This window comes from Amycolatopsis kentuckyensis (genome assembly GCF_002155975.1).
Classification (GTDB): Bacteria; Actinomycetota; Actinomycetes; order Mycobacteriales; family Pseudonocardiaceae; genus Amycolatopsis; species Amycolatopsis kentuckyensis.
The window spans coordinates 1-7,020 of the sequence record NZ_MUMI01000349.1; the positions used below are offsets into that span (position 1 = coordinate 1).

Sequence of the window (7,020 nt, forward strand, 5' to 3'; positions counted from 1 at the left end):
CCGCGGCTCGGCAGGGGGGAGACGAGCCGCGGTCGATGCCCGAACCCGGCCGGGGAGTGCGTGGAATCCGGCCGCTCGGGACGTAGTCAACCTGTCAGATCCCGCCGGGTAATCACAAGGCTACTGGCTAGCCCGTTCGAGTGAATTTCGCAAATGTCGATAACAGTGTGCAGTCCTCGGTCGGATTTTTGCGCGTTGTTGGCGGGCGGACTTGTCGAAGAGTGATCTGTTACTCCGGGGTAACACACTCTAAGTAGGACAGTCGGGTTGGCGAAGGTCACCACTCGGTTGCGTGGTGCGTTCTGGCAGGCTGTGGGGCATGGCCGAGATTGGGACGTTGGTGCTGCTGCGGCACGGGCAGAGCACGTGGAACGCGGAAAACCTGTTCACCGGCTGGGTGGACGTACCGCTGTCGGAGCAGGGCGAGGGCGAAGCCCGCCAGGGCGGTCAGCTGCTGGCCGACGCCGGGCTGCTCCCGGACGTGGTGCACACCTCGCTGCTGCGCCGGGCGATCTCCACCGCGAACATCGCGCTGGACGCCGCCGACCGGCACTGGATCCCGGTGAAGCGCGACTGGCGCCTCAACGAGCGGCACTACGGCGCGCTGCAGGGCAAGGACAAGAAGCAGACCCTGACCGAGTTCGGCGAGGAGCAGTTCATGCTCTGGCGCCGCTCGTACGACACCCCGCCGCCGGCGATCGACCCGAAGGACGAGTGGAGCCAGGCGGGCGACGCCCGGTACGCCGGCCTCGGCGACCGGGCCCCGCTGACCGAGTGCCTGAAGGACGTCGTCGAGCGGCTGCTGCCGTACTGGGAGTCCGAGATCGTGTCGGACCTGCGCGCGGGCAAGACGGTGCTGGTCGCCGCGCACGGCAACTCGCTGCGCGCACTGGTCAAGCACCTCGACGGCATCTCCGACGCCGACATCGCGGGGCTGAACATCCCGACGGGCATCCCGCTGCGCTACGAGCTCACCGAGGACCTGCGGCCGGTGAAGCCGGGCGGCGAGTACCTCGACCCGGCCGCCGCCGAGGAAGCCGCGGCCGCGGTGGCGAACCAGGGCCGCTGAGCTAGGCCACGGTGACCGGCCGCACGCCGGTCACCCGCCAGCCCGCCCCTTCGCGGACGACGTCGAGTTCGGTCGTGAAGGGGCGGCTGGTCACCTTGCCTGCCGCGTCGGTGACCTGCAGCGTCGTGAAGAACAGGACGCTCGCCCCGCCGTCGGGCAGCGCGGTCGCCCCGGCCATCGGATCCGGGCCGAGCGCCACCTTCGTCCCGCTGCGCCGGATCGCCTCGACGTAGCCGGCCTTCTTCGCGCGGTAGTCGCTCAGCAACGGCTCGGCCGCGACCGCTTCCGCCCGGGCGTAGCTGCCTTCGGGGTCGCCGCTGTCGGTCGTGAACAGCGCGCCGGCGATCGCGCGGGCCCCGGCCAGCGCCGAGTCGCGCACCCCCGCCGGGCTCCCGTCGTCCGGGTGTGGTGCGGGCGGCGGCTGGGCCGGGTCGACCGCGATGTCGGAGATCCGCCAGCGCCCGCCGTCCCCCAGCGCGGTGAACGCGGCCGTGGCCAGGCCCTTCGCGGTGCCGTTGACCTGCTCCAGCACGGCGAGCTCCCGGACGCGGCCGCCGGTGAGCTCCAGTGCCGCGGCCCGCACCACGCGCGTGCTCAGGCGCACCGGCTGCGGGCTCTTCCTGACCTGCTCGAACAACGCGGTGAGCTGGGTCTTCGCGGCTCCGGTGACATTGGCGGCGACGGCCTGGTCGAAGGCGGCCGGGTTCGCGGAGTCGTAGCTGAAGACCGCCTCGGCCGCGGTCTTCACCGCGGCGAGCGCGGCGGCCGTCCCGGGGCCGTTGACGACCGCGAGGTTGCCGCCGACCGGCACGGCCGTGCCGGTGACCGTGCACGCGGACGTCAGCAGGACCAGCGCCGGCAGCACTCGCTTCACAGCAGGCCGGCCTCGCGGGCCCGGGCGCCGGCCTGGAAGCGCGAAGTGGCGCCGAGCAGCTCCATCAGCTCCGCCACCCGGCGCCGGTAGGTGCGCAGGCCGACGCCCAGGGCCCGCGCCGCCGTCTCGTCCTTGCAGCCCGACGCCAGCTGCTCCAGGATCTCCCGCGCGCCCAGCTCGGTGAAGCGCGCCTGGTAGGACTCCAGGTCGGTCGCCGCGTGCCAGGCCGCCTCGAACAGCGACTGGATGCCCTGGACCAGGTCCGGGTTGCTGATCACCGTGTAGCCGCGGACACCGCCGACGTGGTCGCCGGCCACGATCGCGATGCGGCGGTCCAGCAGGATCGTCTCGTTGATCTCGCGCTCGGTGATCCGGATGCGGGCGCCGTTGGCGGCCAGCTGCCGCAGGTGCCCGGCCGACTCGGGGTCGAACAGCACGCAGGGCAGGAAGATCTTGCGCGCGGTCGTCCCGCGCAGGGACCGCTCGCGCGCCGGCGCAGCCGGGTGCGCCATCGACCACGTGTGCAGGTCGCGGGCCGCGCAGGAGATCTCCGTCGCGAGCTCGAACAGGTGCCCCGTCCGTTCGAGCAGCTCCGCTTCGCCGCGCACCAGGACGACGTCAGTCACCTTCTCCACGCATTCCAGTGTGGCAGCAAACTGCCAAACCCGGTGGTCGCGCGGGCGCCGCCGGAACCTGGAGCCATGACAGCGAACACCCTTCCCGCCGCCGCGGCGGGCACCTGGAAGCTCGGCTCCTTCGAAGTCAACCGCCTCGGGTTCGGCGCCATGCGCCTGATGTCCACTGCGGACGGTGGCATCCGCGCCCGCGAGACGTCCCTCGCCGTGCTGCGCCGGGCGGTCGAACTCGGCGTGAACCACTTCGACACCGCCGCCTTCTACTTCGCCGGGCCGCGCTCGGCCAACGAACTGCTCAACACGGCCCTCGCGCCCTACGACGACCTCGTCGTCACCACCAAGATCGGGGCCGGCCGCGACTTCGAAGGCAACTTCTACTCCGCGCGCCCGGAGCAGCTGCGCGCCCAGGTCGAAGAGAACCTGCGCCAGCTCGGCGTCGAGCACCTCGACGTCGTCAACTACCGGATCGGCCACGGCCTCGACCGCGGCACCGGCTCGCTCGCCGACGGCTTCGGCGCGCTCGCCGAGCTGCGCGAAGCCGGGCTGATCCGCGAGCTGGGCATCTCCAACGTCGGCCCGGAGCACCTCACCGAAGCCCTCGGGATCGCGCCCGTCGTCTGCGTCCAGAACCAGTACGGCCTCACCGCCCGCCGCGAGGACGACGAGCTCGTCCGGCTGTGCGCCGAGCGCGGGATCGCGTTCGTGCCGTTCTTCGCCGTCGCGAGCGGAACCGCGGAGGACGCGCGGGTCGCCGAGGTCGCCCGCCGCCACGACGCCACCCCGGCGCAGGTGCGGCTCGCGTGGACGCTCCACCAAGGACCGCACGTCCTCGCCATCCCGGGCACCGGCGACCTCGGGCACCTCGAGCAGAACGTCGCCGCGGCCGCGCTCGAGCTCACCGCCGAAGATCTGGCGGCGCTCGGGTGAGTTCGCCCGGAATGTCTCGCCGGGGAATCGATCGGGTGAACGCCGCCTGAAGCCCCGGCGAACATGTCCTCCGCAGGTGTCGCGGTGCTCACGACAAGGCGGACAACGCTAGGCCGAAGGGCCACTTCTCAGCTTACGATCGGCCCGTGACCACGCCTGTTTCACTCGCACTGGCCATCGGCGCACTGGTGGCCGGTGCGGTGGTCGGCTACTTCCTCGCGCGGGCCCGCACCCGCCGGGAAGAGGCCCGGCCGCCGGGCCCGACCGTCGCGGAGCTCCTCGAACGGCTGGTCCGCTCCTCCAACAACGGCATCGTCGTGCTCAACCGCTTCGGCGACATGGTGCTGCACAACCCGCGCGCCTACGAGCTGGGCCTGGTCAAGGTCAACCAAGCGGACCCGCGGGCCCGCAAGGCCGCCGAGCAGGTCGTCGAAACCGACGAGCCGATGGAGATCGACCTGTCGCCGCTCGAAGCGCGCGGCCGCCAGCCGGAGGCGGTGCTCGGCCAGGTCCGGCCGCTCGGCGACGGCTTCACCGTCGTCGAGGCGGTCGACCACTCCGAGGCCATCCGGCTGGAGGCCGTCCGCCGCGACTTCGTCGCCAACGTCAGCCACGAGCTCAAGACCCCGGTCGGGGCGATCGCGCTGCTCACCGAGGCCGTCCTCGACGCCGCCGAGGACGTCGAGGAGGTCCGCCGCTTCGGCGGCAAGATCCTGCGCGAGTCCACCCGGCTGGGCCAGCTGGTCACCGAGCTGATCGCGCTGTCGCGGCTGCAGGGCGCCGAACGGCTGCCCGACCTCAACGTCGTCGAGGTCGACGCGGTCGTCCGCGAGTCGCTCGGCCGCACGACGCTCTCGGCCGAGTCCGCCGACATCAGCATCACCACCGACAACCCGAGCGGCCTGCTCATCGAGGGCGACCGCACGCTGCTGGTCACCGCGCTGTCGAACCTGCTGGAGAACGCGGTCGCGTACTCGCCGGCCGGCAGCCCGGTCTCCATCAGCAGGCGGCTGGCCGACGGGATGGTCGAGATCGCCGTCACCGACCGCGGCATCGGCATCGCCGAGGACGAGCAGCAGCGCGTGTTCGAGCGCTTCTACCGCGCCGACAAGGCCCGCTCGCGCGCCACCGGCGGCACCGGCCTCGGCCTGGCCATCGTCAAGCACGTCGCGGCCAACCACGGCGGCTCGGTCGGGCTGTGGAGCCGTCCGGGCACCGGCTCGACGTTCACCCTGCGCATCCCCGCGCACGTCAGCCCCGAACCGGCCCCCGAGCCGGCGCGGGCGGCCAAGACCTCGCCGGCACCGCGGCAGGAGAAGACCCCCGAGCGCACCCCGAGGCTCGTGGTTACCGGGCAGGACAGCCCAGATCATGGAGGAAACCTGTGACCAGGGTTCTCATCGTCGAGGACGAGGAGTCGTTCGCCGACCCCCTCGCCTTCCTGCTGCGCAAGGAAGGGTTCACCGCGGCGGTCGCCGGCACCGGCCAGGCCGCGCTGGAGGAGTTCGACCGCAACGGCGCCGACATCGTGCTGCTCGACCTCATGCTGCCCGGGATGAGCGGCACCGACGTCTGCAAGCAGCTGCGCCAGCGTTCCGCCGTGCCGGTCATCATGGTGACCGCGCGCGACAGCGAGATCGACAAGGTCGTGGGCCTGGAGCTGGGCGCGGACGACTACGTGACGAAGCCGTACTCGGCGCGGGAGCTGATCGCGCGGGTGCGGGCGGTGCTGCGCCGCGGCGGCGAGCCCGGCGCCGAGGGCGAGCTGGCCCCGCTGGTGCTGTCGGCGGGCCCGGTCCGGATGGACGTCGAGCGGCATGTGGTGACCGTGGACGGTGCCGAGGTGTCGCTCCCGCTCAAGGAGTTCGACCTGCTCGAGTACCTGCTCCGCAACGTCGGCCGGGTGCTGACGCGCGGGCAGCTGATCGACCGGGTCTGGGGTGCGGACTACGTCGGCGACACGAAGACGCTCGACGTCCACGTGAAGCGGCTGCGCTCGAAGATCGAACCGGACCCGGGCTCGCCGCGGCACCTGGTGACGGTTCGTGGCCTGGGCTACAAGTTCGAGTCGTAAGTCCTCTTTGGGCAGCTTCGTCCCGGCGGGAGGCGCGCCGGGGCGAAGCCGCACCGAGTGTTTTCGGTTACATGTTCGAGACCTGGGGCTGGGGCCGGTACCCTGGACCCCCGTGCGCCTAGGGGTACTCGACGTCGGTTCCAACACCGTCCACCTGCTCGTGGTCGACGCCCATCGCGGCGCCCACCCGACGCCGATGCATTCCGAAAAGTCCGTGCTGCGGCTGGCCGAGCAGATCACCCCCGGCGGGGAGCTCTCCAAGGCCGGTGCCGACGAGCTGGTGACCGCGGTCGAATCGGCCAAGGACGCCGCCGCGCGGCTCGGCTGCGAGGAGCTGATGGCGTTCGCCACGTCCGCGGTCCGCGAAGCGAAGAACTCCGCCAAGGTGCTGGCCCGCGTGGCCGACAAGACCGGCGTCGACCTGCAGGTCCTCTCCGGGGTCGACGAGGCCCGGCACACCTTCCTCGCCGTCCGCCGCTGGTACGGCTGGTCGGCCGGGCAGCTGCTGGTGCTCGACATCGGCGGCGGCTCCCTCGAGGTCGCGATGGGCCGCGACGAGGAGCCGGTGCTGGCCGAATCGCTGCCCCTGGGCGCCGGCCGCACCACGCGCACCCGCTTCGAGCACGACCCGCCGACGCGCTCGGAGCTCGTCGCGACTTCGGCGTGGCTGGACGACCAGCTCACCGACCTCGCGCGCAAGGTCACCAAATGGGGTGAACCCGATCGGGTCGTGGCGACGTCGAAGACGTTCCGCTCGCTCGCCCGGCTGACCGGCGCCGCCCCCTCGGCGGCGGGCCCGCGCGTCCGACGTACGCTCACGGACACCGCATTGCGCCAGCTCCTGGCCTTCATCTCGCGGATGCCGTCGGCCGATCTCGCGCAGCTCGAGGGCGTCAGCGCGAGCCGGTCGCACCAGCTCGTGGCGGGTGCGCTCGTCGCGCAGGCCACCATGCGGGCGCTCGGTGTGCCGGAACTCGAGATCTGCCCGTGGGCTCTGCGAGAGGGTGTCATCCTGCGGCGGCTGGACCATTCGAACGGCGCGGATGAGACTGGAGCCGCCCTCGCCGGGCGCTTCGGCGCACAGGAGGACCGGTGAAAGCACGCGGCTGGACTTCCCGGACGGATAACGGGCACGGTGGAGAGGTGACGGACATGCAGAGGTCGGTGTACAGCGCGCGGGGCGCCGCCGGTGTGCCGTCGGGTTCCGCTCCGCGAGGTGCCGCAAGTGGTAACTCGGTGCGCGCAGGGGATCACCAGGTATGACGGACCAGACCGGAGGCGACCAGCCGCAGAAGACCGTGGCTGAGCTGCTCGCCCAGCACGGTGCCCAGGTCGACGGCGGACGCCGTCGCCGTCGGCGCGCCGCCGATGACGACGACGAACCCGCCACCCCGGAAGCCCCGCCCGGCGCGACCGGATCGCACCGGGCGGGGCTTCCGGG

The 7,020-nt window shown here is 72.1% G+C and carries 8 protein-coding genes; 5 read left to right on the top strand and 3 right to left on the bottom strand.

Translation table 11 applies throughout. The features are described 5' to 3' along the window. The first annotated feature begins 319 nt into the window (after positions 1-319). The gene (locus tag CCN39_RS30560) at positions 320-1,069 is read left to right on the top strand and encodes a phosphoglyceromutase (RefSeq protein ID WP_086847820.1); all 750 of its coding nucleotides are present in this window, start codon (positions 320-322) and stop codon (positions 1,067-1,069) included. A gap of 1 nt (position 1,070) precedes the next feature. Here CCN39_RS30560 and CCN39_RS30565 read toward each other — a convergent pair whose 3' ends face one another. Beyond that, entirely contained in the window at positions 1,071-1,943 is an 873-nt protein-coding gene (locus CCN39_RS30565; RefSeq protein ID WP_086847822.1) for a hypothetical protein, read from the bottom strand. Next, the gene (locus tag CCN39_RS30570) at positions 1,940-2,578 is read right to left on the bottom strand and encodes a DUF6879 family protein (RefSeq protein ID WP_086847824.1); all 639 of its coding nucleotides are present in this window, start codon (positions 2,576-2,578) and stop codon (positions 1,940-1,942) included. Before CCN39_RS30570 ends, CCN39_RS30565 begins: the two co-directional genes overlap by 4 nt. 66 nt (positions 2,579-2,644) lie before the next feature. On the opposite strand from CCN39_RS30570, the gene CCN39_RS30575 reads away from it, so the two are divergent. From CCN39_RS30575 to CCN39_RS30590, 4 genes are all read left to right on the top strand, one after another. Further along, positions 2,645-3,505: an aldo/keto reductase gene (locus CCN39_RS30575; protein ID WP_086847826.1), complete on the top strand. Its 861-nt coding sequence runs from the start codon at positions 2,645-2,647 to the stop codon at positions 3,503-3,505. 146 nt (positions 3,506-3,651) lie between these two features. Then, positions 3,652-4,893 carry a sensor histidine kinase gene (locus CCN39_RS30580; protein ID WP_167455225.1) on the top strand — a complete coding sequence of 414 codons (1,242 nt, stop codon included), beginning with the start codon at positions 3,652-3,654 and terminating at the stop codon, positions 4,891-4,893. Then, the gene (locus CCN39_RS30585) at positions 4,890-5,579 is read left to right on the top strand and encodes a response regulator (protein WP_086847828.1); all 690 of its coding nucleotides are present in this window, start codon (positions 4,890-4,892) and stop codon (positions 5,577-5,579) included. The genes CCN39_RS30580 and CCN39_RS30585 overlap by 4 nt, the downstream gene beginning before the upstream one ends. 112 nt (positions 5,580-5,691) lie before the next feature. Continuing rightward, positions 5,692-6,675, top strand: a complete 984-nt coding sequence (locus CCN39_RS30590; RefSeq protein ID WP_086847830.1) for a Ppx/GppA family phosphatase — start codon at positions 5,692-5,694, stop codon at positions 6,673-6,675. 154 nt (positions 6,676-6,829) lie between these two features. Here the strand turns inward: CCN39_RS30590 and CCN39_RS50315 are convergent. After that, positions 6,830-7,020: hypothetical protein (locus tag CCN39_RS50315; RefSeq protein WP_208630454.1), on the bottom strand; the 191-nt coding region annotated here is incomplete at its 5' end.